At 31.6% G+C, this 22,735-nt stretch carries 25 protein-coding genes and 5 pseudogenes; 20 read left to right on the top strand and 10 right to left on the bottom strand.

Annotated features, from left to right (window positions below; all coding sequences use genetic code 11):
• Positions 1-201 precede the first annotated feature (201 nt).
• Genes JFU23_RS28700 through sbnB form a run of 7 tightly spaced genes read left to right on the top strand, consistent with a single transcriptional unit; the run spans position 202 to position 7,557 of the window.
• Positions 202-1,710: an AMP-binding protein gene (locus JFU23_RS28700; RefSeq protein ID WP_201033386.1), complete on the top strand. Its 1,509-nt coding sequence runs from the start codon at positions 202-204 to the stop codon at positions 1,708-1,710.
• 5 nt (positions 1,711-1,715) lie between these two features.
• Positions 1,716-1,952, top strand: coding sequence for a hypothetical protein (locus tag JFU23_RS28695; protein ID WP_149191255.1), 237 nt, complete (start codon positions 1,716-1,718; stop codon positions 1,950-1,952).
• Positions 1,953-1,955: 3 nt separating this feature from the next.
• Positions 1,956-3,221 carry a DUF6421 family protein gene (locus JFU23_RS28690; RefSeq protein WP_201033385.1) on the top strand — a complete coding sequence of 422 codons (1,266 nt, stop codon included), beginning with the start codon at positions 1,956-1,958 and terminating at the stop codon, positions 3,219-3,221.
• Positions 3,214-4,437, top strand: a complete 1,224-nt coding sequence (locus JFU23_RS28685; protein WP_201033384.1) for an argininosuccinate synthase domain-containing protein — start codon at positions 3,214-3,216, stop codon at positions 4,435-4,437. Before JFU23_RS28690 ends, JFU23_RS28685 begins: the two co-directional genes overlap by 8 nt.
• Positions 4,430-5,455 carry a TauD/TfdA family dioxygenase gene (locus JFU23_RS28680; RefSeq protein WP_242483560.1) on the top strand — a complete coding sequence of 342 codons (1,026 nt, stop codon included), beginning with the start codon at positions 4,430-4,432 and terminating at the stop codon, positions 5,453-5,455. Before JFU23_RS28685 ends, JFU23_RS28680 begins: the two co-directional genes overlap by 8 nt.
• Before the next feature lies 1 nt (position 5,456).
• A complete protein-coding gene (locus JFU23_RS28675) occupies positions 5,457-6,482 on the top strand; it encodes a hypothetical protein (protein WP_088031170.1) in 1,026 nt (341 codons plus the stop codon).
• Positions 6,483-6,534: 52 nt separating this feature from the next.
• Entirely contained in the window at positions 6,535-7,557 is a 1,023-nt protein-coding gene (sbnB, locus tag JFU23_RS28670) for a 2,3-diaminopropionate biosynthesis protein SbnB (protein WP_201033382.1), read from the top strand.
• A 221-nt stretch (positions 7,558-7,778) separates the two neighbouring features.
• Here sbnB and tnpB read toward each other — a convergent pair.
• Positions 7,779-8,861, bottom strand: a pseudogene (gene tnpB, locus JFU23_RS30750) (IS200/IS605 family element RNA-guided endonuclease TnpB); the annotation flags it as partial.
• A 583-nt stretch (positions 8,862-9,444) separates the two neighbouring features.
• Here tnpB and JFU23_RS30745 point away from each other — a divergent pair.
• Positions 9,445-9,585, top strand: coding sequence for a hypothetical protein (locus JFU23_RS30745; RefSeq protein ID WP_242483559.1), 141 nt, complete (start codon positions 9,445-9,447; stop codon positions 9,583-9,585).
• Positions 9,582-9,713: a hypothetical protein gene (locus tag JFU23_RS30980; protein WP_274606757.1), complete on the top strand. Its 132-nt coding sequence runs from the start codon at positions 9,582-9,584 to the stop codon at positions 9,711-9,713. The genes JFU23_RS30745 and JFU23_RS30980 overlap by 4 nt, the downstream gene beginning before the upstream one ends.
• 491 nt (positions 9,714-10,204) lie before the next feature.
• On the opposite strand, the gene JFU23_RS28650 is transcribed toward JFU23_RS30980, so the two are convergent.
• Complete coding sequence (locus JFU23_RS28650; protein ID WP_242483558.1) at positions 10,205-10,447, bottom strand: DUF3937 family protein; 243 nt, start codon at positions 10,445-10,447, stop codon at positions 10,205-10,207.
• A gap of 590 nt (positions 10,448-11,037) precedes the next feature.
• Between JFU23_RS28650 and JFU23_RS28645 the strand changes: the two genes are divergently transcribed.
• Positions 11,038-11,262, top strand: a complete 225-nt coding sequence (locus JFU23_RS28645; protein ID WP_201033381.1) for a hemolysin XhlA family protein — start codon at positions 11,038-11,040, stop codon at positions 11,260-11,262.
• A gap of 149 nt (positions 11,263-11,411) precedes the next feature.
• Here JFU23_RS28645 and JFU23_RS28640 read toward each other — a convergent pair.
• Both JFU23_RS28640 and tnpA read right to left on the bottom strand, forming a co-directional pair.
• Positions 11,412-11,729: pseudogene (locus JFU23_RS28640) on the bottom strand (RNA-guided endonuclease TnpB family protein); the annotation flags it as partial.
• A gap of 5 nt (positions 11,730-11,734) precedes the next feature.
• Complete coding sequence (gene tnpA, locus JFU23_RS28635) at positions 11,735-12,136, bottom strand: IS200/IS605 family transposase (RefSeq protein ID WP_201033380.1); 402 nt, start codon at positions 12,134-12,136, stop codon at positions 11,735-11,737.
• A 323-nt stretch (positions 12,137-12,459) separates the two neighbouring features.
• On the opposite strand from tnpA, the pseudogene JFU23_RS28630 reads away from it, so the two are divergent.
• A pseudogene (locus tag JFU23_RS28630) lies at positions 12,460-13,216 on the top strand (SDR family oxidoreductase).
• 47 nt (positions 13,217-13,263) lie between these two features.
• On the opposite strand, the gene JFU23_RS28625 reads toward JFU23_RS28630, so the two are convergent.
• Both JFU23_RS28625 and JFU23_RS28620 read right to left on the bottom strand, forming a co-directional pair.
• Complete coding sequence (locus tag JFU23_RS28625; protein ID WP_088031164.1) at positions 13,264-13,476, bottom strand: DUF3006 domain-containing protein; 213 nt, start codon at positions 13,474-13,476, stop codon at positions 13,264-13,266.
• Positions 13,477-13,478: 2 nt separating this feature from the next.
• Positions 13,479-14,351 (bottom strand): annotated as a pseudogene (locus JFU23_RS28620) (ComEC/Rec2 family competence protein); the annotation flags it as partial.
• A 583-nt stretch (positions 14,352-14,934) separates the two neighbouring features.
• Here JFU23_RS28620 and JFU23_RS28615 point away from each other — a divergent pair.
• The 3 genes from JFU23_RS28615 (at position 14,935) to hfq (ending at position 15,938) form a co-directional block, all read left to right on the top strand.
• Positions 14,935-15,213, top strand: coding sequence for an AbrB/MazE/SpoVT family DNA-binding domain-containing protein (locus JFU23_RS28615; protein WP_201033379.1), 279 nt, complete (start codon positions 14,935-14,937; stop codon positions 15,211-15,213).
• Positions 15,214-15,386: 173 nt separating this feature from the next.
• Positions 15,387-15,722, top strand: coding sequence for a transposase (locus JFU23_RS28610; protein ID WP_201033542.1), 336 nt, complete (start codon positions 15,387-15,389; stop codon positions 15,720-15,722).
• Between the two features lie 27 nt (positions 15,723-15,749).
• On the top strand, positions 15,750-15,938 hold the full coding sequence (gene hfq / locus JFU23_RS28605; protein WP_201033378.1) for an RNA chaperone Hfq: 189 nt from the start codon (positions 15,750-15,752) through the stop codon (positions 15,936-15,938).
• Positions 15,939-16,195: 257 nt separating this feature from the next.
• On the opposite strand, the gene JFU23_RS28600 is transcribed toward hfq, so the two are convergent.
• On the bottom strand, positions 16,196-16,378 hold the full coding sequence (locus tag JFU23_RS28600) for a hypothetical protein (protein WP_201033377.1): 183 nt from the start codon (positions 16,376-16,378) through the stop codon (positions 16,196-16,198).
• A 100-nt stretch (positions 16,379-16,478) separates the two neighbouring features.
• On the bottom strand, positions 16,479-16,679 hold the full coding sequence (locus tag JFU23_RS28595) for a cold-shock protein (RefSeq protein WP_012261563.1): 201 nt from the start codon (positions 16,677-16,679) through the stop codon (positions 16,479-16,481).
• A 334-nt stretch (positions 16,680-17,013) separates the two neighbouring features.
• On the opposite strand from JFU23_RS28595, the gene JFU23_RS28590 reads away from it, so the two are divergent.
• The gene (locus JFU23_RS28590) at positions 17,014-17,721 is read left to right on the top strand and encodes an IS6 family transposase (RefSeq protein WP_201033376.1); all 708 of its coding nucleotides are present in this window, start codon (positions 17,014-17,016) and stop codon (positions 17,719-17,721) included.
• Between the two features lie 65 nt (positions 17,722-17,786).
• On the opposite strand, the pseudogene JFU23_RS28585 reads toward JFU23_RS28590, so the two are convergent.
• A pseudogene (locus tag JFU23_RS28585) lies at positions 17,787-18,053 on the bottom strand (DUF5065 family protein); the annotation flags it as partial.
• A gap of 342 nt (positions 18,054-18,395) precedes the next feature.
• On the opposite strand from JFU23_RS28585, the gene JFU23_RS28580 reads away from it, so the two are divergent.
• From JFU23_RS28580 to JFU23_RS28570, 3 genes are all read left to right on the top strand, one after another.
• Positions 18,396-19,094, top strand: a complete 699-nt coding sequence (locus tag JFU23_RS28580) for a DUF1963 domain-containing protein (RefSeq protein WP_201033375.1) — start codon at positions 18,396-18,398, stop codon at positions 19,092-19,094.
• 278 nt (positions 19,095-19,372) lie between these two features.
• Complete coding sequence (locus tag JFU23_RS30740; RefSeq protein ID WP_374191765.1) at positions 19,373-19,735, top strand: DUF6262 family protein; 363 nt, start codon at positions 19,373-19,375, stop codon at positions 19,733-19,735.
• 253 nt (positions 19,736-19,988) lie between these two features.
• Positions 19,989-20,216 carry a hypothetical protein gene (locus JFU23_RS28570; RefSeq protein WP_002136379.1) on the top strand — a complete coding sequence of 76 codons (228 nt, stop codon included), beginning with the start codon at positions 19,989-19,991 and terminating at the stop codon, positions 20,214-20,216.
• A gap of 616 nt (positions 20,217-20,832) precedes the next feature.
• Here the strand turns inward: JFU23_RS28570 and JFU23_RS28565 are convergent.
• Positions 20,833-20,943 (bottom strand): YjcZ family sporulation protein, encoded by a 111-nt coding sequence (locus tag JFU23_RS28565; RefSeq protein WP_000540371.1) that lies wholly within the window; start codon positions 20,941-20,943, stop codon positions 20,833-20,835.
• A 394-nt stretch (positions 20,944-21,337) separates the two neighbouring features.
• Between JFU23_RS28565 and JFU23_RS28560 the strand changes: the two genes are divergently transcribed.
• Together JFU23_RS28560 and JFU23_RS28555 are read left to right on the top strand one after the other, a co-directional pair.
• Positions 21,338-21,619, top strand: coding sequence for an LCI fold-containing protein (locus JFU23_RS28560; protein ID WP_088037994.1), 282 nt, complete (start codon positions 21,338-21,340; stop codon positions 21,617-21,619).
• Between the two features lie 494 nt (positions 21,620-22,113).
• Positions 22,114-22,311, top strand: coding sequence for a hypothetical protein (locus JFU23_RS28555; protein ID WP_201033374.1), 198 nt, complete (start codon positions 22,114-22,116; stop codon positions 22,309-22,311).
• Positions 22,312-22,735: the final 424 nt, after the last annotated feature.

Below are 22,735 nucleotides of genomic sequence, written 5' to 3'. Positions count from 1 at the left end.
CCATAAAATAGTTTCTTTAATTGTAATACAAGCCCTTACATTTCTACATATCGTATTTGTATAAGAGGGGTTAGTTTAACGTTACTTAACAAATATGTTTTTTAATTTTATTACAAACTAATGTGAATTTAACATTGGTTTTATTCTGAAAATTAAAACTTCGTGAGAGGATATATATAGGTATTAAAAGGGGGAGATGCTTTGAAAGTATGCCTTAAAACAATGCTTAATAATACGATTGAAAAATATAAAGATAAAATAGCTTATAAAACAGATACAGAAAATTATTTGTATAAAGAAATTGATAATGTATCTGGTCAATTGGCCAATGCTCTATTGTCAAAAGGTATTACCGTTGGAGAAAGAATTGGAATTTTAAGTACAAATCCAATACACAACGTAATAACTTATATAGCAGCACTAAAAATAGGGGCTGTAAGTGTGCCGCTAAATCCAGATGAACAAGTGAAAATCTTTGAAGATAGTATTAAAAGCGCTCAAATAAAATGCTGTATAGTTAACAAAAAAAATGCTATAGATTCTAAATTGAATTTTGTAGAAGACCTATTATTATTCTCATTGGATCTATGTAAACCTCAACAAAATTTGTTTGATCTAGCATATGTTAAGTCTATGGAATCAAATGTTGATGTTGGTAGAATAGATGATAGTCTTGAATCTTTTATATTTTTCACTTCAGGTTCGACAGGTATGAAAAAAGGGGTAATTTTAGCAAGAGAAAGTTTTCGTGCCTTTATTAGCTGGGGAAGCGAGTTTGTTGGAGCCACAAATGCGGATAAATTTTTATGTCATGCGCCTTTATATTTTGACATGTCTATATTCTCTTTATTTATCCCTTTTGCTGTAGGTGGTTGCTGTGTACTTCCTTCAAGTGAAAAGAGGAATAATCCGCGATATATTAATCAATTGATTGGAGAGGAAAAAATTAACATTTTGCATTTGGTTCCTTCATCAATTAAATTGCTTCTAAATGAAAAAATCAAAAATTATACTTCTGTTCGTTTTTTGGGATTAGCGGGTGAAGCTTTACCTTTCGGCGATGTGAAATTGGTTAGAAATTGTTTTGAAAATGCTAATATTGTGAATTTTTATGGTAATACAGAGGTTAATGAGGCATTATCTTATTTGTTTCCTCAAGACATAGAGGCATTAAAAATTCTTCCTATTGGCAGACCATTAAAACATGTACAATTACAGGTTTTAGATGCTGATTTGCTACCATGTGGTGAAGGAGAAGTTGGAGAGTTATATGTGCATTCTTCGACGATGTTAAAAGGGTATTTGAATAAAACAGACAATGAGACCTTTAAAATGAATGATTCAAATAACTTAAAATACTTTCCAACTGGTGATTTGGTTAAAAATGAAAATGGTCTGTATTATTACATGGGCCGTATGGACGACATGGTTAAGATTCAAGGGAAAAGGGTTTATCTTTCAGAAGTCAGGAATGTAATTTCTAAACATAATCTTATAGATGAGGTGTTTATTGTAATGAACAATGATGGTCTTACTTGTTATATTCATTCTAAAGCAACTTTAAATTCCTTAGATATTAGAGAGTATTGCTCTGAGTTTTTAGATGCTTATGCAATTCCTAGTAAGTTTATTTTTACAGAGCATAAATTACCTAAAACTAGTACTGGCAAAATTGATCGAAAGAAACTAATGGGATATACGGAGGAATAAAGTGCATGCTGGAAACGGAATTAGAAGATTATATAAAAAGAGAATTATTACAGGATGGAAGTATTGAAAGTATCCCACATGATCTAGATTTAATAGGGACAGGTATACTTAATTCTTTAAAAATTATGGAGTTAATTACTTATTTAGAAAATGTACAACAGGTTCAATTCATGGAGTCTGAAATTTCATTTGAAAACTTCAATTCAATTAGTTCGATAACACAATTATTAAATAGGAGGTAGTTTATGTTAATTTCAAGTGATATGGATAATTTGAAAAATTTGTTATGGTATAACAGTGCAGAAGAGTTAGTTTTAGAAGTTGAAAAATTAAGAGTACATCAAAATTATTTAGGTCAAATTAATAAAGAAGATTCATATTGTGAAGAAATTATTGAACGTATTATACTCATTTTAGAAAAGTTAAAGATCCATTTTGATGAAGGCTTAGTAAAAGCAATTATAAAAGATTTGATTGCATGGAAAGAATCTGGTATTAATAATACACCCAAATTTGATTTTACTTTTGGGAAATACAATAAAATTGAGAATAAAGAATTTGGTATGTTCTTTTTCCCTGTGAAAAAAAATAAAATTATTAATTTTGAAGCATGCTTTTATTATCGGAATGAACCAGAAGCTATCACACATTTAAGAGAAGAGTTACCATTTGATACTTTTATGGGCGTAGAATTAATCTTGGGAACGAAGGGTATTTTAGAAGCTAATGTATTTAGCTTTTTCCCAGAAGCAATTGTAACAAATAGTAGCATAGAACAAGATAAATTTTCTTTGTTCTTTATAAACAAGTACTTACAAGTGTTCCATCAGATTACTAAACCTATTAGTGAAGAGGTCTTAAAAACACCTCTATCAATATTTAAAGCTAATCTTAATGATATTTATACGGCAAGAATGCTACTTTCGTACTTACATGATTACTATCATTACAAAGGAGTATTACCTTTAAATGTATTCTTTAAAGAAAAAAGTTCACTGCTAGGAAGTTCATTTGAAGAAGTTAGAGTAGATATATCAGCATATTTGTATTTATTAAATAAGGACTCTTATATTGATAAACTAGCAAAAGAGATATTTCTTGTGGAAAGACTATTTCGTTATAGCTATGCTGATGATCCTGAAAAAAGTTTTGACTGTCTAACAAATTATATTTTATTTGAGTACCTTTTAAAGGCTAGAGCAATTACATTTAAAGATTTTAAAATTGAGTTGGATATTATGAAAATCAAAGAAAATCTAAGTATGTTATTAGATGATATTACAGACCTTGAGATACGTATCTTAAATTCTCCAAAAGATGCAGTTCCGGATGTAATCAAAGAATGGTTCAGTGTTAACTTCGACTTTTATAGAAATTCAGAAATTGTCACCACAGTATTTGCTAAATGGATTATAGAATTTGGAAGGGGATTGAATATTCCTCGTAATATAAGATATTTTAACAATAAATTAATCGCAAAAAATGAAATAGGGACTAATTTATATGAGTAAAATATATGGTCAATTCCAAGAACTATTGCCTTTTAAAAATGAAAAAGCTGTACTCTTGTTTTCTGGTGGACTAGATAGTTTTTATACAGCTTATGAATTGAAAAAATACGATATGGATATACATGCCGTTTTAATTGATGTTGGACAAAACATTTCTGATGAAATTATGGAATTATCTCGAAAATTAGAATTGAAACTTCATATTATTGATGCTTCAGAAGATTTGTGTAATAGCTATATATCACATGGGATAATGGCCAAAGCTTTATATAACAACCATTTCCCTATTTCTTCTAGCTACACACGTCCGTTACTTGCTAAATTGGCATGTGAGTATGCTAAAGATATTGGAGGATCACTAATTGTTCATAATTCAACACCATATCAGAATTCTGCTATGAGATTTAACCTTTCTATAATGGCCAATTATCCAAATGTTAATATATTTTGTCCGGCTATAGGAGAATATACTACACGTGAAGATAAAGCGAGAATATTGAAGAAAGAATTAGGTATCGATTTCCCTACCACATCTAAATATTCTATTGACGAGAACTTATGGTGCAGAGTTATAGAGAATGATACTTTAGAGTATACTGAGTTAGAAATTAGAGATAACGTATTTGAGTGGACAAATAAAATAGAAGAAAAAGAAATTCTATACCTAGATATAACGTTCAAAAATGGTATTCCGTTTAAGATTAATAATGATAAGAGGAGTTTAAAGGAGATAGTGATTTTATTAAATGATCTCTTATCGGATTATAAAATTGGAAGATATGCAGGTTTAGAAGATAGTTGTTTTGGTGTTAAGAATCCAGAAATTCGAGAAGCTCCAGCAGCAATGTTAATACATCAATCTCATTTATTATTAGAAGAAATGGTATTAACTAGAGATGAACTAAGAGTAAAGTCCTATATTGATAGAGAATGGACTAATCTAGTAGTAGGTGGAGGATGGTTTAGTCCTCTTAAGTCCTGCTTAGATGAAAGTATAAGAGCTTTTAATAAAAGTTTAAATGGGACTATCAAATGGAAAATTACAAAAGGAAATATTTTTTGTATTGCTAAAACTGCAAGTAACAGCCTTAGTTTTTCGAATTTTGAGAACTTTATAGATGAATTTAAACCATATTCTATTAATAGTTTTTTTCAACAAAAGGCTCGGGAATTAAGGATCGGCATAGGAAAGGAAGGAGATGAGTTTTATGACTAATTATTCCAGTAATTGGGAAGTGCATTTAACCGAGGAGGAGAAGAAACAATTAAAGCATTTAATTAATGAGCTTCCATTACTTGATATAACCAAGATGGATGATAAATTATTAAACGAATTAGATATTATTAAAAGTAAGTTACCTATACGTATTTTAAAGGAATTAGTTACATTTAAAAGGTTTTCTAATTTATTTGGGACTTTAAAATTCTCTAATTTACCAACAGATCCAATTCTTCCGAATACACCAGTAAAGGGTCAGTTAAGTGAAGATAAGCAAACGGCCATTAGTGAGTATATCTTATTTTTATTTATGCTTTGTTTAGGGGAACCACTTGCATATGAAGATGAAAAACAGGGGTTATTAGTTCAAAATATTTGCCCGGTAAAAGGACAAGAAAAAAAGCAAGAGAATACAGGATCTGATATCTTAGAGTTCCATACTGAAGATGGGTTTCATCCATATAAACCTGACTTTTTAGCTTTATACTGTGTAAAATCTGATAAAGAAGCTAAGGCAAAGACAATTACTTCCTCAATCCGAAAAGTTTTATTTAACTTATCTAATGATGTAATAGAGATATTAAGAAAACCTTTATATAAAATTAATGCACCATCATCATTTTTAGAAAATGGGGATGAAGACAGTTATCATACTACTATACCTGTGTTAAGTGGACCTTTATTAGATCCGGATATTTGCATAGATTTTTATCTAATGGAACCTCAAACACCTATGGCTAAGTGGGCGCTAGAATATTTGAAAAAGCAATTGTTAGAGAACTGTATACAAGTCGCTCTTAAACCAGGTGAATTATTAGTTGTGGATAATAAAAAAGCTATTCATGCTCGGACAGGTTTTACTCCAAAATACGATGGAAATGATCGGTGGTTACAGCGAATGTTTGCAGTAAGGAACATTAAGACGTCTGAATTATCAAGACATCCAGGGAAATTAGTATGCTCTCCTGTAAATGTTCTTTTTGAGTTTAGTGAAAACGCAAAGGAAGTTTTATGACATGCTTAATGAAAGGTATAGCTATTTGAGAAGAGGTGTCAATTGTTATTGGAATAGTATGTCTTTGTTATTGGAGCAATTTGGTTTAGAGCCATTAATTTTAAAGCATTTAAATTTTGGATATGTATATAGTAATCCTAGTTTAGATATTACTTTTGAGCTTGAGGCGGAACAGCCTAATACTCTTGGATGGTTGCAAAATTATATTGGCACTAGTAAATCTAAGGTAGCTCCTCATAAATTAAGAGAGTTTCTTCATAATAATACTGAATCATTTTTATTATGCGTAGATGTTAAGGTTCTTTCAACTATGTATCCAACCTTTCCACCAGTTCATGATTATCATTATTTGAACATAGTAGGAGTAGAGAACGAAAATGTTCATGTTAAAGATCAATATTTTGGTTATCATGGTCCGATACCTATTGACTTAATTAATAATTCTATTCAGTCTAAAAAGATTAAACAAGCAGGCGAAGTTATTAAGTTAAATATAGAAACTGCACGAATTAATAATTTTAATGATGAAATGATAAAATGTTTGAAATATGAGTTTTTATTGAAATTATCTCAGTATTTACAGGGGCATTTTCAATTCGACGGTGTTAGTTATTATACAGGGACAACAGCAATTTCTAAACTATATATGGAGATAGATCAAGTATTTTCAAATGCAATGAGTAGACAAGAAAGTATACAGGATAATTGGAATTTTTTAATTCGTAGATTTAATACTTGTTTTCTTTATAGTAGAGAAGGGATGCTATATTACTTAAATAAATATCACCATATAGTTTCTCTTGATATGGAAAAGTTGATTAATTATTTGGGATATTCCCTTAGCATTACACGGAAAATTTCTTTTATTATAATGCAGGCAAATTTAAAGAATAAAGATCCTCAACAAATTATACCTACCCTTCAATTGAAATTGGAAGAGCTAATGTCTGTTGAGAAGGATATTCATAAGGAAATAGATACTGTATATCAAAAATTAAACATAATGGAGAGAAGTATTACAGATTGACTAGTACTTATAATATTAGTAATATATGAAAATACAATAAAGGGTGATATGAATGACTAATAAAGCTGTTGAGCCGAAAATTCTTTATCTTAGTAGAGCAGATGTTCATAAGTTAGAAGAAAATAGTTCTGATATTTATATTAAGGGCGTAGAACGTGCATTAATCCTACACTCTCGTAAGGATTTTAGTCAACCACTGAAACCATACTTAAAAACTAACAAAAAAGATGAACATATTGCTGATAGGATTATCGCTATGCCTGCACATTTAGGTGAGCCGTCTATCTCTGGTATTAAATGGATTGGAAGTAAGCATGATAATCCATCTTTGAGAAACATGGAACGGGCAAGTGCATTAATTGTTTTAAATGATCCTCAAACAAATTTCCCGATTGCTATTTTAGAGGGAAGTTCTATAAGTGCAATGAGAACAGCAGCTGTTTCTGTAGTTGCTACGAGACATTTAGCCAATAAAGACTTTAGAAATCTATCTATTGTTGGTTGTGGCTTGATTGCTAAAATGCATGTAATGTCTATGTTAGAAAATTTCAAAAGTATTAAGAATGTTGTACTATACGATGTGGAGCTAAATAAAGCACAAGAACTAATAAAAGAGTTTCAGTCAAAATATAAAAATATATCATTTCGGGTTGCCGATAAAGTTCAGGATGCTGTTGAAAAAGCAGAAGTATTAGTTACATGTACAGTAGCGAATAAGCCATATATTAAAGCAGAGTGGATTCAAAAAGGAACATTTATTAGTAATGTATCTATTATGGATTTAGAAAGTGAATTATTTATACAAGCGGATAAGGTAATTGTAGATGATTGGGATCAAGCAAATAGAGAAAAAAAAGTAATAAATCAATTGGTTTTAGAAGGTAAATTTTCTAAAGAGATGCTACATGCTGAATTAGGGGATATTATTACTGGATTAAAAGCAGGGAGAGAACATAAGGATGAATTAATTATCCTAAACCCCATGGGAATGGCTATTGAGGATATTTCATGTGCATATGAGATTTATGAGAATGCTCTAAAAAATAACATTGGTAAATACTTGGATTTATATTAATTTGAAAATATTATAATTTTTTAGTCAGTGAGATGCTTTCGAGCATCTTTTTTTATTTCAAATGTTTTTTGAATAAGATAGATTAGTATTATCCTTGGTAATGTAATGAGATATAAGTGTATTTCAAAACTGTATTTGAACCACTCACTACTTAACGTTCTAACGGAATGTTTGAAGCGGGAGATTTCTAAGTATAGAAACTTAACTAGGTTATCACCGTAGTTTCTAAGATTTAGTCCTGTGTTAATATCTCTATCGTGATGTGTGCCACGAGGAGGAAAATGACACTCACGAAGATTTATACTTTTAATATCTTTATTTTGGTAACCACAACTCGAACATAGCTGACTAGCAGTAAATATTTTTGAGACAACTACAACTTGCTTCCTGTACCATTTTGCTTTGTATTCCAACATATTTTGAAATTATGACCAAGATACTTCACTGATTGCTTTGGCAAGTTTCCCGTTTTTTAGCATATTGCTTACTTGTAGATCCTCAATACCAATTACATCGTGGTTTTTGATGATTTCGGTAGAGATTTTATCCAAGTAATCTTTTCTTGCATTAGTAATATGTTCATGGACTCGTGCCACTTTCACACGTTGTTTACTCCAGTTCGAAGAACCTTTCGTTCTTCTGGAAAGGATGCGTTGTGCTTCCGCTAATTTTTTTTCTAATGTACGAAAGAATTTAGGGTTTTTGTATGTAGTGCCATTTGAAAGAATAGCAAAATCCTTTAATCCCATATCAATCCCAACAGAAGATCCTGTTTTCGATAATTCTTTTACTTCTGTCTCAACTAGCAAAGATACAAAGTATTTACCACTTGGATTCCGTCTAATGGTAGCATTTAGAATACGTCCCGTTACCTCACGGCTCTTTGCAAACCTCACAAGTCCGATTTTAGGTAGTTTTATTCGATTACCTATCACAGCGATATTTTTATTTGTTTCTTTCGTTGTGTAAGATTGGATTTTATTTCGTTTGGACTTGAATCGTGGAGGATCATTCTATTTCTTAAAAAAGCGTGAAAAAGCATCTGCCAGATTTTTTAATGTAGATTGAAGCGCAATACTATCTACTTCTTTTAACCATATCGTATCATTCTGTTTTTTTAATTGAGTGAGCTCGGCAGAGCAAGAATTATATGTTAATCCTTTCCCTGTTTCTTTGTAAGTATTGTTCCACATAGTAAGGAACCGATTGAACACAAATCGACTACAATCAATCGTTTTCGCAATTAAGATTTCTTGTCTTTTATTCGGGTAAATACGAAATTTATATGCTTTATTTATTAACATTGATTGCGCCTCACTTTCTAGCATTCTTCTTAATAGTATACAAAATAAGTAGGCTTACGCCTACCGACATTCATCTCCCACCTAAAATTGGTGTTTCACACCTTCACATTTTTGAGGAAGGAGTCTTCTGTCGGAAAATGATAAATTTAAGGGTCCAGTTTGTTCAAAATCAGAAGAATTCATCGATCAATTGTTTGGAGACTTATGGCATTAAATTCGAATCCGCTGGTAATCTGCTATTAATCGTTTTCTTCTGTAATTATTTACAGAAGAACCCTTTTCTTTATTCATAAATTATGTCTTTAATTTTCCATAAATAGTTTTATTTTTCATTTTCAAAATCTAATTAATTATTTTTTGATTATCTTTGTTATACTTAAGTCAAGAAGAGGATGTATACTTTTAAAAAAAGAACATAGTAGTAATTTAATATATTGAGGGATAATATAAAAAGAAATAAGTTATCAAGAGTATTGATTATAATATTCTTTAGCAATTGAAAGATAATAAGTAAATGGCAGTAAATTTAATAAGGTTATTCTGAAGTAGTTATTTAGATTAATATCTGAAGGAGTTGTTTATAGTGTGGCAGGAAAAGGTATTAAAAGAACTCATAATTAAAATGATAGAAGCAGATAGAGAAAATTTAAAACTTATTTCAGCTTTAATGGATTTGGATATACACGTAGAAAATAAAGCTTTTTTTCTATTTATAAAATCTTGAAAGAAATAATTGATTTAGAGTTTCTATTACAAACTACAGAGAGTTACGAGAAGGAAGAAATAACAGTACAACAGCTAGGAGATATTTTATATGGACATATAGAAAAAAATAAAGCTAATAAAGTATAAATATACGTATTAGAAAAGAGCTGTTGTTGATGGATGATCAACTCTCTGTCAAGTAGGTAGCGAAAATATCTTTATATAATTTTTTATTTACGTGTAGTACGTTCACTGTTAGCAATAATAACATTTGTATTGTTATTATTAGTGAGTAGGGATCTGTTGTGGTGATAGTAAATTTTCTGATTTCCAGTATACGTAATTAGAAAGTAAATATAAGGCGTATTTCTATCGTGTATTTTACTTGTACTTTAACACTATATCTTTTGTTTGTCACAGTTTATACACGTTCTTTGGAAATATAGTAGTTTTACATATATACCAAAACTTCTCTGATAATGTTCCTTCAGTTTTTTTTGTAAAGCAATCAGTAATAAGAGAAGCATTAGAAAGTAGTCATAAATGTTGAATTTGGAAGTGTCATATTATTTCAAGAAATAATAAGGGACTATAGTCACATTTAGTGAAGATTTATGTGGATTTCATTTATCAATAGTTCACCGAAAAAAAGCACCTACAAAGATGCATTTTCGTTCGGTGATTTTTTTGTGAATTGATATATGAAAATTGCACCTGAAATAACAAAATATTCCTTCAGTGACATCTAGTAATGTTATTCGCAATGTTTTAGAGATTAACACCTCATTGCCTGTAGTAGGTCTATAATCTCTTTGATTATAACTAATAGTAAATTCAACAACATTTAAAGTAACAAATAACCATAAACAAAATAGAATCATTTTTTGCTTTTAAACATAAAGCACCACTGTACATCTAATTTAACGTTGGAGAAAAAGAGGATGTTAGATTGTGAGTATGACCTTAATAATTCGGATTGGCAAAATATAAATGGAGATATAACTCAGAGGAAAATAAGAACCATTTCGAAACAGCATATAAAGAGTGTTCTAGATACTAGGATTGGAAGACGTAATTAAAGTAGAAAAATCCGTTCTTTTTTCATATCAAATAGAAAAAGGAATCACTAAGGATTCCTCTTCTAATTCCGACTTATCTAAATCACATATAAGCAAAGATTTAAACACTCATATATTTATATGTAGATAAATATATGAGTGTTTTAGGAAATACAGTGGAGTAGCTAAATATGGATAGGAGAAGAGGCCCAGATTGTGAAAAAGAACTTGCAAGACTGCGGATTATCCTACTAATGATTTTAATATGTAAGCACGGAAAGATGTAAGTAATTCAATTAGGTTTTACCAAAGGATTTGGCGTGTGAATATGTGGAATGCATTCACAGTTAAGAGGGTTGTCTCATAATATACATATAGATTTCTCTATTAAGATGAACAGAGGGTGTGAATATATGGAAGATGTATACGCTAAAATTGACAGTCTAAAAACGGAACAAAAAGAAATCATGAGAGATATTCGTAATTTAGAGAAGCGTACAACTATTAATGAGAAAGACATAGCTACAATCAATAAGCAATTAGAAAAAATAAGTACAAACACAACCTGGATTTTGCGAATCATTATTAGTGCGATAGTTATGTCAGTTTTAGGATTGATATTAAAAGGTATTATTTAACCTTGTGAAATAGTGATATGTAATTGTAAGAGGGGCATTTGTCCCTCTTTTTATTTTGTGAACGAGAAGATCCCCTCCTCTAAGCGCGGAGTGAAGGTGGAGGATGAATCATTTTTTTCTGATAAAAGGAGCTAAAACAATGTGCTAAACGGAATTGAGATGTGTGTGAAGTCAAATGAATAATTTTGGTTATTCCATACGCAAACGAGTTTCTTTAAAATCGGAACGATTTGGTATTTACTTTTTTTCACCTTTGTAGAAAACACATTTTTCGCATCTTTAATCGCTTGATTCTTAACCGCACTTAGTAGGTTAGCAAGAACATCTTTTGTACTTTTCTTTGCTTCAACCATTTCAGATACAAGTTCATTAATGACTTTGATATATTCGTGGCTACTTTGTTCCAATAAACAGATTTGTTCTTTTGTTGGAAGCAATTTAACTTTAACTGTTATGGTTTGAGACATAAGTTTCACCCCCTTGTTTTTTGATTTTCAACATAATGTTTTATTGTCTCACTTGATACATTTCCAGCAGTAGAAATAAAATAGGAACGTGTCCATAGACTTGGCAGGTTCATGAGATGGGGAAATTCTTCTCTCAAACACTTTGATGTCACTCCTTTAATTTTTGCCATTGTATCGGCGGGACTAAGTGTTGGCAGTGTATTTAAAAACAAGTGAACGTGGTCTTTTTCACATTCCATTGCGATAATAACAATATCCAGTTCATTACATATTTCTTGAACCAACATTTTGAAGCATTCTTCTACTTTTGTATTTAGAAAAATCTTTCTTCTGTATCGTGGACAAAACACAAAATGATAGTTAATGAATGATACGGTTGTTTTAGTTCTTCTATAATCATTTATCATAGTTACATTGTGTTAGTTTGTTCAATTAACTGCAACAAAAAGGATGAAAAATAAAAGATACCAACACTTTGGATACTTAAAGTACCACAAACCTTGTGATTTTTAGTGGTACTCCTTATCCAACCTCACTTTCATCCCATTCCTAAAGGCAATGGGCTTTCTCGTTCGAAAAGGGCTGTAAAGCCAATGTATGTGTGAAGTGAAAAGGCCGACTCTTATGAGATGTTTTTTTTGCTGTTTTATGGATGCCAAATAAGAGCGCAACATTTCAAAGGTCATCTTGTGATATAACTAGGATGAGTTTTAAACAAGGGGCTGAAGAAATGAATACATTAAAGGGAAAAGTCGCGTTAGTAACTGGTGCAAGTAGGGGGATAGTGCGAAATATTGCGATAAATTTGGCACAGGATGGTGCGTTGGTCGTAGTTCACTATGGAAAAAGAAGAAGCAGAAGAAGTGGTGCATAAAATTAAAAAAGATGGTGGTTCCGCATTCATAATTAGTGCGGATTTAAGCACTCTTAACGGTATCAATAAATTGTATCCAATGATGGAGAAATCCCTTCAAAAACATATAGGCGATAATACGGTTGATATTCTTGTAAATAATGCTGGAATCGGGCGGATTTTAACATTAGAAGAATCCACAGAAGAGTCTTTTGATGAGATTATGAATATTAATGTTAAGGCTCCATTTCTTATTATCCAACAGGCTTTACCACGATTAAAAGATGGAGGACGGATCATCAATATTTCATCGTTTGTTACATGTGTCACCTCGACAAGTGTTTTTGCTTACAGTATATCTAAGGGGGCAATTAATAGACGCACTCATACTTTAGCACAACAAAATTGGTTACCGCGGTATTACGGTAAACGCCATTCTTCCTGGCATAATTAATGCAGAAATGAATGCTGGAACATTGGGAAATCAAGATGGACAGAAATATGCTGCAAGTTTTTCGACCTTTAATAGATGGAGCCTAAAGATATAACTGATATTGTAGCTTTTCTTGCTTCATCAAACAGTCGCTGGATAACTGGGGAATTAATCGATGCAAGTGGCGGATCTTGTTTATAATAGCAATGGAAAAAGCCAGCTTATATTGAGCTGACTTTGAAAATCTATTATTCAAATAGCTTATCCATTAAATTTTGAATTTCACATCTTCTTTTATCTGTTTCATGATTATCAATTGTATACGTATCATTTTCAATTATAAGAACGTCCCCTTCTTTTACATTAGAAGGAAGTTTGGATCTGGGTACATCAATTGTTATGTTATTGATTTCAATAACTGCTAATGCTCCTTCAAAACGGTCAATAATACCTCTTTGCATCGTTATCTCTCCGTTCTTACTGAAATATCTGAACCATCACTATTAATAACTACAGTTCCATTTAAATCAGTTCTATATACCTTAACAGACATTGAAGATAACTTGGCTAACGTTTCTTGTGTAGGATGTCCATATCTGTTACCTGCACCTGCACTGATAACAGCGATATTTGGTTTAACTGCATCTAAAAATGGCTGAGAAGAAGAAGTCTTGCTTCCATGGTGACCTGGTTTTAATACATCAGATTTTAGGTTTGAACCATGTGCTGCAATCATATCTTTTTCGCTTTTTGCTTCAGCATCACCAGTAAATAAGAATGATTTGCTGCCGTGCGTTACTTTTAATACAGCGCTCCATTCGTTTAAGTCATCACCATATTCTTTAACAGGGGCTAAGAATTGTGAGTCTAAACCATTGATTGGTAAATTTAAACCAGATTTTGCTTCTTTAATTGTTAATCCTTTGTTGGCTACCGCAGTTAAAAAGTCTTTAAATGTTTGGGTAGTATGGCTTACTTTAGGTGCATACACATTTTTTACGTTCATAGAATTTAGGACTTCATCTAATCCACCTACATGATCAGCATCAGGGTGTGTAGCAATCATATAATCAATGGTTTGGAATTCTAGTCCTTTTAGATAATTTGCCACTACCTTACCTTTGCCATTGTTTCCTCCGTCAATGAGGATTGTTTCTCCACTTGGAGATTTTATAAACGTTGCATCACCTTGTCCTACATCAATATAATGAACTTCTAAATTGCCCTCTGGTTGAGGAAGGGGAGGACGGAAGCTTGGTTCTAATACGCGAGCCAAGAATGCAGCAGACTGCTCACTTGTTACTTTTACGTCTGCACCAAATGTACCATCAGGGAAAGATTTAGCACTTGCAAGATTAGGGATAAATAATGCAGCAATCATTAGAAATGCCGTTAGTAATAAACTGAGCTTTTTCAAAAATATCGCCTCACTTTGTATATTTTTTTAACTTATTTAACTTTAGCATTTCTTACCAATAATTCAAAGCCTAATAGAGTAATATATTTGGTTACACTAGTAACAGAAAATGAGAGGATTAAAGTATGTATTAAAAAAATAAGGTTTAATTTAAAAACGACTCTTCAGATTTGTTTATTTTGTGTTTCGATGGACAAGTTAATGCAATAGGTCTTGTTCATTTTAAAAACATATGAAAAGGCAGATAAGGACTTTACATGTGTTTTTTTGGGTTTTTAGGGGGAATAAAAAGGATAGTCATTATTTAAGACTTAACGCTTTCTCTACGAGCTGACGAATTGCTTCATTTCAATTACTTATCTTGTTATCGTGCCAAAAATCCTCTATTTATTTTACTTGTTCTTTTGTAAATGCAAATAAATTTTCATGTATGGGAAAAGCTTGTTACAATAGTAAAGAATAACTTGGGTACAATTGATAATGAAATGGGGAAAGATATTAGATGAAAGCAACCGGAGTAACTAGAAAAATAGATGAATTAGGGCGTGTGGTAATTCCAAAGGAACTTAGAAATACGCTAGGTATTAAAAAAAAATCACCATTAGAGATCTTTGTAGAAGGTGAAGATATTGTTTTACAGAAGTATCAGCCGGGTCGTGTTTGTGCATTAACAGGAGAGGTGTCAAATCATAACATAGCATTAGCAAATGGTAAGATAACATTAAGTCCAGAAGGTGCGGAACTATTAATAAAAGAAGTAAAACAGTACCTTGTAAAATAAGTGGCTCCTTAAAAGGGGCTTTTTTAAAGATCAATAAAATAATTTCACATACCGTATTTATTATAAAAAATAACAACACAACGAACTAGTCTACATTTAACTTTTGCGACATATATATCTTTGATGTTACGATATTTATATATTCGTTCTGAAAATAAAAGGGCTGAATGAAGATGAAAAACCATATAAAAGTAAATGAAAAATTCCTTCAAACAAATAAAAAATGGTCACATCTCAAACAAAAACAAAAAGAACATATTTCTAATTGGTTACGTAGAGAATATACACAGTTTGTAAAAACATATCAAAGAAAACCTAGAAAGTATGAACATGATGAGATTCTTCATGAAGTGATGAATCAAATACAGGAACGTGAAATTCGGATTCCTTATGGTGAAGTAAAAAGATATTATCTAAGCAAAATAGGAAAATGGTTTAGAAAAATAGAAAGTGAATGGGAATCACAAATATCCAACAGTGAAAAGCTTCAGGTATTAGAAGAAAAATAAATACAAACAAACCAGGGGGCGCATTTCATGTTTAATTTACAAGAAGATATGTATGAACAATTGAAAGAGAAAAAAGGGGAAGTTACTTTGTTTTTAAAGAATGGCGTTCCATTACGTGGGCAGATCCTTGCAACAGATAAATTTACCGTCCTAATGATGATTCATGGTAAACAACAACTAATCTACAAACAAGCAATCTCTACACTTGCTATGTAATACATACTGGGGTACCGCCAGCATTTCGGAAAAACACCAAGCTAAGAGCATGCAAGATTTTATACAATTTTTCGGATAATCCAGTAACAAACAAGAACCCTAAAACCGCACCAGGATAGGAATGTATAAAAAAATGCATAGATCCATAGAAAAAAAAGAAGGTTCCCTTGTGAGAGTAGGGTTCCTCCCTTTTCCTTGCTACCGATAATGATGTGTTATGTTAACTTGACGTGTATGAGATATACAATCAAACAAGGTTATTTTCCATTTTCATTCTTATTTTGAAATAGATGCACAATCAAAAGTCCACCAACAAATAAGATTGGAAATCCTACGACTATATATAATCCGTTTTTTGGTATTCCTAATATAATTGCAAGATAACCAAAAGAAAAAGCCCATAATGCTAAAATTATGATTTCTAACATCTTCTTTTTCATTAAAAGTTAAGCACCCCAAATCCCCTTAAAAAAGTTGTATTCGGAATATTGTAACAAAATCAAAAAAAGACCCTACAAGAGGGTCTTTCATCAGCTAATATTAAGCTTTTTGAACATTAGTAGCTTGTGGACCACGTTGTCCTTGTTCTACTTCAAACGTTACACTTTGTCCTTCGTCTAAAGATTTGAAACCGTCGATTTGGATAGCTGAGAAATGTACGAATACGTCTTCTCCACCTTCACGCTCGATGAATCCAAAACCTTTGTCTGCATTAAACCATTTTACTTTACCTTGTTCCATAATTGTTGCCTCCTAGTGTGGATACCCACACATATGTTACTACTCTTGCTCAAATACCTTAGACGAAAAACAAAATTTATTCTCAATCTCAAACCGAACAAAAATAGGTCTTTCTTAAATTAACATACTTTCTAAAAAATAGCAAATTTCAAAAATAAGTCCTTATGGTAATTAGCCACTAGGGGTACCGCCACATCGCTATCAAGCTAAGAAAAAGAAAAGCCCCCTAAAATGAAAAAATAGGTTCTGGTGCAAAAACTTTGAAGTATATGAAAATGGTCTATCAAACTTGGAAATACTGATAGTACTACTCTATAAAAGGTGTGTGATCAGTATGGAAAAGGAAAATTTATTTAAGTGGAAACATTATCAACCAGACATCATCTTGTTAACTGTACGTTGGTACCTACGGTACAACTTAAGCTTTCGTGATTTGGTGGAAATGATGGAGGAGCGAGGGTTATTCCTGGCTCATACAACTATTATGCGATGGGTACATCAATATGGGCCGGAGTTTGATAAACGAATTCGACGTCATCTCAAACAAACGAATAACTCATGGAGAGTGGACGAAACATATATAAAAGTAAAAGGACAATGGATGTATTTATATCGTGCCGTTGATTCGGAAGGAAACACGATTGACTTTTATTTGAGTAAATCTAGAAATCATAAGGCTGCAAAGCGATTATTCAAGAAAGCCTTGCGGTCTTTTCATGTCTCAAAACCTCGTGTCATCACGGTTGATAAGAACCCTGCTTATCCAATTGCAATCGAACAGTTGAAGAAAGAAAAAAGGATATCAATAGGCACCAAAATCCGAAGGATAAAATATTTAAATAACATAGTAGAACAAGATCATCGTTTTATTAAAAAACGTATACGCTCTATGTTGGGATTTAAATCATACAAAACATCAGCATCTATATTGAGTGGTGTTGAGGCCATGCATATGGTCAAAAAAGAACAAATTGATTTGCAGGACCAGTCTGTCCAAAATCAGAATGTTTTTATCAACCAGCTGTTTGGATTAACTGCTTAACAGGTGATTCCGTTAGGAATCCTTGATTCTTTTTTTATTTATCATCTTTTTGCACCAGAACCCTTAATCGGTATATCTTTACCACCTGTATAAATTGTAATGTCAAAAGTATCTCCATGCTTCAAATCACCAACAGCTAATTCTTGTAGAAAGTCTGCATTATGATGGAGTAAAAAATAGTTTTGCCATTGCCAGTTATCAAAAACCGGTGATGCTTTCTGTATAAATTGAGATTCAGCAGAAGCAGGTGTACTGCCTCCTACAGTATAGGAAAATACACTTCCTCCAATAGTTAATGCTCCAATAATAGCTACTTTTCCTAAAAGTTTCATTTTTAAGCCTCCTAGTTTATTAAGAACTTTAAAATCTTACTCATGAAAAACAGCTGTCTAATTATCAGATGGGAATATTTTCTATTTTAATTTTAATATATACAGATTTTCCTGACAATCAATCGATAAAAAAGAATTTTTAACTAGTTATTTATGACTTATTTATAAACAGTACAAATTTGTTTTAAATCGACAGTAAAACCACAGAAAGATAAGTGAAATTGTTGCCTAACAACAGCTTTCAAAAGAATCGTTATAACAAAAAACATACATTATTGATACAATATAATTATCCATCAAAATAAGGAGAAAACAAAATATACATTTAGGAGGAGAGTTACTTTGGAAATAGATCAAATAAAGAATATCCTAAGAAAAAGAGCAACTATCTTTCAAACTGGCGGAAAAAGACCCGATTTATCTATAAATGAAAGTTGGATTGGAAAGATCCCCTATTCATTACCAAATGAAAATTACCCAATCGACCGCTATCAAGACAAAATGTATGCAACCATGATGATTAATTTAACTCAAATACCTTTTGTTCCAGAAGCAGTAAAAGATATGAAAGCCATCGCAATATTTCTTTCTCCAAACTTTGCTAAAGACTTGTCCAACTTATCAGGAAATTTTTGTATTAGAGAATATGATTCTTTAGAGGAACTAGTACCGAATGAGATGTCACTTACGTTTCCGAATCTAAAACCTTTTCCCTTAATACCTAGATTAGTAACTGATGAGTTTCCACAATGGGATACGGAAGATTTTCCAAACAACATGCAAGATGGAATTTTAGAACTTGAAAACACAATTGATATTGACTACTACGAGGATATTTTTGAAGAAAATCATTACATACATAAATTAGGTGGCTATGCTAGTTTTGCCCAATCAGGCATTCAATGGCCCGCGGGTTATGAATTTATTTTTCAAATAACAGACGATCCAAAAGCACATTTAAAGATTATTCATGGTGGCGGAATTTATTTTGCTAAAAATAGTAAAACAAATGATTGGATCGCACATTGTGATTTCTTATAGGGGTCCCGCAAACATAACGCGATTATCTTAACTAGTCATTACGTATGACTTTACAGTATTCATTGTAAGGTCATACGTTTTTTTTTATTTCTTTAAAGACTATTTAACTATATTGATGTTTATAGTGTGTATAGTAAACAAAGAAGGGGAGATATTTTGGAGTTGAAAGTTTTCTATATTCAACAAAATAATAAATTTCAAAAGGAGTGAGTTCATGAGAGTAATCACATCATTTGGCTGAAAAAAAGGACGTGAATATATCGGAGAGGAACGTAATTATCAAAAGTAAGCATATTAGAAATAACGATGGTATAAAGAAACACGCAGTACTGAAAAGCCAGAAAGCATCCCAAAAGGGAGATCAGGCGATACAAAATCTTATAAAAACAAATACTAAAATCAACTTTAATCAGGTTGCGATGGAATCGGGCGTATCTAAAGCGTTTCTCTATAAGGGGTCCTGCCGCATTATATTAGATAATGTTATTGGTTATAAAAAAGGGAAAACTAAAAGCTATATTCGGAATGAAATTGAATTTGTAGTGATAAATGAGACAAAGGGTAGCTATGAATTGTATAAAATAGAAAAGGCTTCAGAAAAGGATATAGAACGGCTGAAAGAAATGAAGAAATTAGAATAAAAGAGACTATCTGTAAGGTAAAAATGTACACTTGTTATTGTTAGATCTAAAAAATGGTTTAGACTGATAACTGGGTTTTATTTTATGAAAAGAATTATTATTAAAATAAAGCATTAGGGGTTCAGTCCCATGCCCTCAAGCTAATATTTTGAAGTGTCCTCAAAACGAAAATTTTCTTCGTTTTGGGGAACTACCAATTTCTTAAGTTGATGGGCATGCGGCTGTACCCCTATTTGTTAAAACTTATATCTTAATGAGACACGATGTAGGAATTATGAGAGAGAAAAGACCTAAAAATAAGATATATATTAGACCTCGTTTACGCATTCATGGATCTACAGATATCTTGGAACATTTAAATGAGTTTATGTTTGAGGAGTTAGACATTAAAAAGAAAAAGTTGCAGACTGATGGAAAAATACCAAAAGCAAAAACGGTATATTTCCAATCATATAAAGATATTGAGAATATTTTTATATGATCGGAGCTTCAGAAACATTAGAAACGTTGTATTCATTTGATATTGGTTTTCATGATGCTGATGAATTTGCAGAGACCCACCTTCGGGAATAGGTGGGTCATTAGGGTACTACTATCTCATTGCACAAAAGGGAATTTGCATTTAAATAATAGCATACTCTTAAAGTTCTTATATTGAGAAATAAAGAAAAGACACCCTAAGGTGCCTTCCTCCGACTTGAACCACTTAACTTTTAATAATATGTATTGGACATCAAGTAAACACGACCTATAAAACAGAATCATTTATTTTCACCAGATTGTTAGTGTACAAATACAAGAGAATCGAGATCGTTTGTTTGGCTAGATTAAAGAAACGCCACATCTATATGGTTGAGATGTGTTACGCCTTCTAATCGGAGAATCTGCTTTATAGAACGTGTCCACGAATTATATTTTACTACATATAATATTTATTTGGTGTAATTTTGCTGAATATGTATAATTGCATTAAGTTTACGAGAAAAAGAGAGTATACTTTGGTATTGTGTAATAAAGATAAAGCCCACCTACGGAAATAGGTGGGCTTTTTAACGCATAAAGAAAAGACACCCAAAGGTGCCTTTTCCAATAGTTTTTTAGCAGAAGCAACTGCATCCGATAATGATTAATAAAATAAATAATACAACTAATAAAGCGAATCCTCCAGCAAAACCGCAGCCTTCGCCGCAACTACCACCATATCCCATAATAATAGTTCCTCCTTTAGATAAGAGGGTAAAACTAGGGTTCATTCCATGTATTTTAACGGATTCACTTTACCTTATGTTTTTACGCCTGAATTGAGCAGGTCCTAAAAAAAAGACGCCATAAGGCGTCCCCCACAATTGGGTAGATAAGGTTTAGTTTTCCAATTTGAAGAAATTATGTATCACACATTGAGAGTATATCATAATATTTGGTTGATTTATTATGCATTACTACATACTCTTCTAAAACCCTCTATTTTCCAGTTGAAAAAATAGAATCCCAATATTATCAAAATTTAAATAAATATTTCTACATATTCAAAATATTTACAAAAATTACAAAGATGATACATTTAAGTTGTAAGCTATAAAAACTATTAAAGGGGGATTTATTATGTTCAAGAAATTAGTAGTAGGAACATTAGCAACTGGTATTGCATTAACAGGAGGAATTGGAGCAGCTTCAGCTGATACGCAACAATCTGTGAGCTCTCCGAAGCAAGCAACATGCTCAATTCCTTATGAGTATTCTAATGGTAAATTCAAAAGAACTCTTTATTACTCAAATGGAGTATATGCTAATAGTTTTAATGAAAATGTTTGTGGCGGGACGATTACGTGGTATTTAAAACATGTTCAAAATGGAGTTGCTTTTTACGAAGGTAATTTAAAATAGTAAATTTTTTGAACCTCATTTATTGAGGTTCTTTTATTTTTAATTTTTAAACGGATTCTCCATAAAAAAGACACCCAAAGGTGCCTTCCTCCAACTTGAACCATCCTAATTTTAATAATATGTATTGAACTCCTATCCAAATCTTTTTTTACATGTTAAGTAATATTGCACATTGAGAAATCTGGTATACCTCTTTATTTAAACGTAAAAAGCCCTAGAGGGGACTAGGGCTTTTTGACAGAATGAATATGATTCAAAAAAGGACTTGTATAACGTAACATATAAATGTTTCATAAATGTATCGAAAAAGTGAAAAAAATCAAAATTTGAATAAAAAAATAGCTCTTACAATTATGTAAGAGCCCCATAAACAGAGAAAAAGTCGTATGTGAAACCATATGGGAATCGCAATAACATTTTAACACCCAAATATATAGTTGTCTATATGTCTTGGTGTGGTAGAACTAAACAAAAACGCTATTTGGTGGAAAAGGATGTGCAGTTTGAAATCTGAAGAAGTTAAACAGCTTATTACTAATTTAGAACGTAGAAAATCAGGTTTAAAACGGATCCAAAATGGCTTTTCGAGAATCCATAGTGAGGAATATCGCGATGGTGTTAATAATCAAATAGGTATCCTGGACCACGTACTTATGAAGTTGAATTGGATTATGAGAGATGAAAGTAATTAGTATAAAAATTTCATTTGGTAGAAATAAAAAACCTAGTTTCCTAGGGTAATGGTATAACAGCTCAATATATTTTATTCTTTTATATTTTAACGTAATATTACGTTAAAAAAATCAGATGAATGTAACCAATTACAGAAAATAAGAGCAGCTAACAAAAGCTAACTGCTCATATAAGGAAAACAGAGAAAGGATAACCATGTGTCTACAGTATTGACGGAATATTGAATTTTAATCAAGGGAGATTATATTTTACAAATTAGATTATGATAGCCGATATTCTCCATATTGACCAGAAAAGAACCAAAAATTCTATTGAAATTCCAAGTGTTCTTTTCCTAGTTTTTTGAAATTCTTTTATTAAATAGCCAACAGCACTAATTGCTATAAGAATGAAAAGAATAAGTTCTAGTGTAACTGGCATTTG

Origin of the sequence: Bacillus sp. TH50 (genome assembly GCF_016650565.1) — a bacterium.
Classification (GTDB): domain Bacteria; phylum Bacillota; class Bacilli; order Bacillales; family Bacillaceae_G; genus Bacillus_A; species Bacillus_A mycoides.
Note: the sequence above shows the minus strand (reverse complement) of the source record. Positions and strands in the feature narration are given on the sequence as shown.

Bases quoted from the DNA above. Each gene is read 5' to 3' on its own strand.
- JFU23_RS28625 (WP_088031164.1), bottom strand. From the start codon at position 13,476: ATGCAAAGAGGTATTATTGACCGTTTTGAAGGAGCATTAGCAGTTATT.
- JFU23_RS28595 (WP_012261563.1), bottom strand. From the start codon at position 16,679: ATGGAACAAGGTAAAGTAAAATGGTTTAATGCAGACAAAGGTTTTGGA.
- tnpA (WP_201033380.1), bottom strand. From the start codon at position 12,136: ATGATAAATGATTATAGAAGAACTAAAACAACCGTATCATTCATTAAC.
- JFU23_RS28650 (WP_242483558.1), bottom strand. From the start codon at position 10,447: ATGATTCTATTTTGTTTATGGTTATTTGTTACTTTAAATGTTGTTGAA.
- JFU23_RS28690 (WP_201033385.1), top strand. From the start codon at position 1,956: ATGTTAATTTCAAGTGATATGGATAATTTGAAAAATTTGTTATGGTAT.
- JFU23_RS28695 (WP_149191255.1), top strand. From the start codon at position 1,716: ATGCTGGAAACGGAATTAGAAGATTATATAAAAAGAGAATTATTACAG.
- JFU23_RS28600 (WP_201033377.1), bottom strand. From the start codon at position 16,378: ATGAAAAAGAAGATGTTAGAAATCATAATTTTAGCATTATGGGCTTTT.
- JFU23_RS28645 (WP_201033381.1), top strand. From the start codon at position 11,038: ATGGAAGATGTATACGCTAAAATTGACAGTCTAAAAACGGAACAAAAA.
- sbnB (WP_201033382.1), top strand. From the start codon at position 6,535: ATGACTAATAAAGCTGTTGAGCCGAAAATTCTTTATCTTAGTAGAGCA.
- JFU23_RS28555 (WP_201033374.1), top strand. From the start codon at position 22,114: ATGTGCAGTTTGAAATCTGAAGAAGTTAAACAGCTTATTACTAATTTA.
- JFU23_RS28680 (WP_242483560.1), top strand. From the start codon at position 4,430: ATGACTAATTATTCCAGTAATTGGGAAGTGCATTTAACCGAGGAGGAG.
- JFU23_RS28685 (WP_201033384.1), top strand. From the start codon at position 3,214: ATGAGTAAAATATATGGTCAATTCCAAGAACTATTGCCTTTTAAAAAT.
- JFU23_RS28560 (WP_088037994.1), top strand. From the start codon at position 21,338: ATGTTCAAGAAATTAGTAGTAGGAACATTAGCAACTGGTATTGCATTA.
- JFU23_RS28675 (WP_088031170.1), top strand. From the start codon at position 5,457: ATGCTTAATGAAAGGTATAGCTATTTGAGAAGAGGTGTCAATTGTTAT.
- JFU23_RS28565 (WP_000540371.1), bottom strand. From the start codon at position 20,943: ATGGGATATGGTGGTAGTTGCGGCGAAGGCTGCGGTTTTGCTGGAGGA.
- hfq (WP_201033378.1), top strand. From the start codon at position 15,750: ATGTTTAATTTACAAGAAGATATGTATGAACAATTGAAAGAGAAAAAA.
- JFU23_RS28590 (WP_201033376.1), top strand. From the start codon at position 17,014: ATGGAAAAGGAAAATTTATTTAAGTGGAAACATTATCAACCAGACATC.
- JFU23_RS28610 (WP_201033542.1), top strand. From the start codon at position 15,387: ATGAAAAACCATATAAAAGTAAATGAAAAATTCCTTCAAACAAATAAA.
- JFU23_RS28615 (WP_201033379.1), top strand. From the start codon at position 14,935: ATGAAAGCAACCGGAGTAACTAGAAAAATAGATGAATTAGGGCGTGTG.
- JFU23_RS28570 (WP_002136379.1), top strand. From the start codon at position 19,989: ATGAGACACGATGTAGGAATTATGAGAGAGAAAAGACCTAAAAATAAG.